Raw genomic sequence first — 502 nt, 5'->3', positions numbered from 1 at the left:
TTCGTGGCGCTGTCGACGAACGCGGAGAAGGTCGCGGACTTCGGCATCGACACGGCGAACATGTTCGAGTTCTGGGACTGGGTCGGCGGGCGTTACTCCTACGACTCGGCGATCGGTCTCGCGTTGATGATCGCGATCGGTCCGGAGCGTTTCCGGGAGATGCTGGACGGGTTCCGCCTGGTCGACGAGCACTTCCGCACGGCTCCCGCGGAGGCCAACGCGCCCCTGCTGCTGGGTCTGCTGGGTGTCTGGTACGGCAATTTCCACGACGCGCAGTCGCACGCGGTGCTGCCGTACTCGCACTACCTGTCGAAGTTCACCGCCTACCTCCAGCAGCTGGACATGGAGTCCAACGGCAAGTCCGTGGACCGTGACGGCGACCCGGTCCGGTGGCAGACCGGGCCGGTGGTGTGGGGCACGCCCGGCACCAACGGCCAGCACGCCTACTACCAGCTGATCCACCAGGGCACCAAGCTGATCCCCGCCGACTTCATCGGCTTCG

At 66.3% G+C, this 502-nt stretch carries 1 pseudogene; it reads left to right on the top strand.

The features are described from left to right. Positions 1-502 (top strand): annotated as a pseudogene (locus CW362_RS42970) (glucose-6-phosphate isomerase); the annotation flags it as partial.

Source organism: Streptomyces populi (assembly GCF_002911015.1).
Lineage (GTDB): Bacteria > Actinomycetota > Actinomycetes > Streptomycetales > Streptomycetaceae > Streptomyces > Streptomyces populi.
Note: the sequence above shows the minus strand (reverse complement) of the source record. Positions and strands in the feature narration are given on the sequence as shown.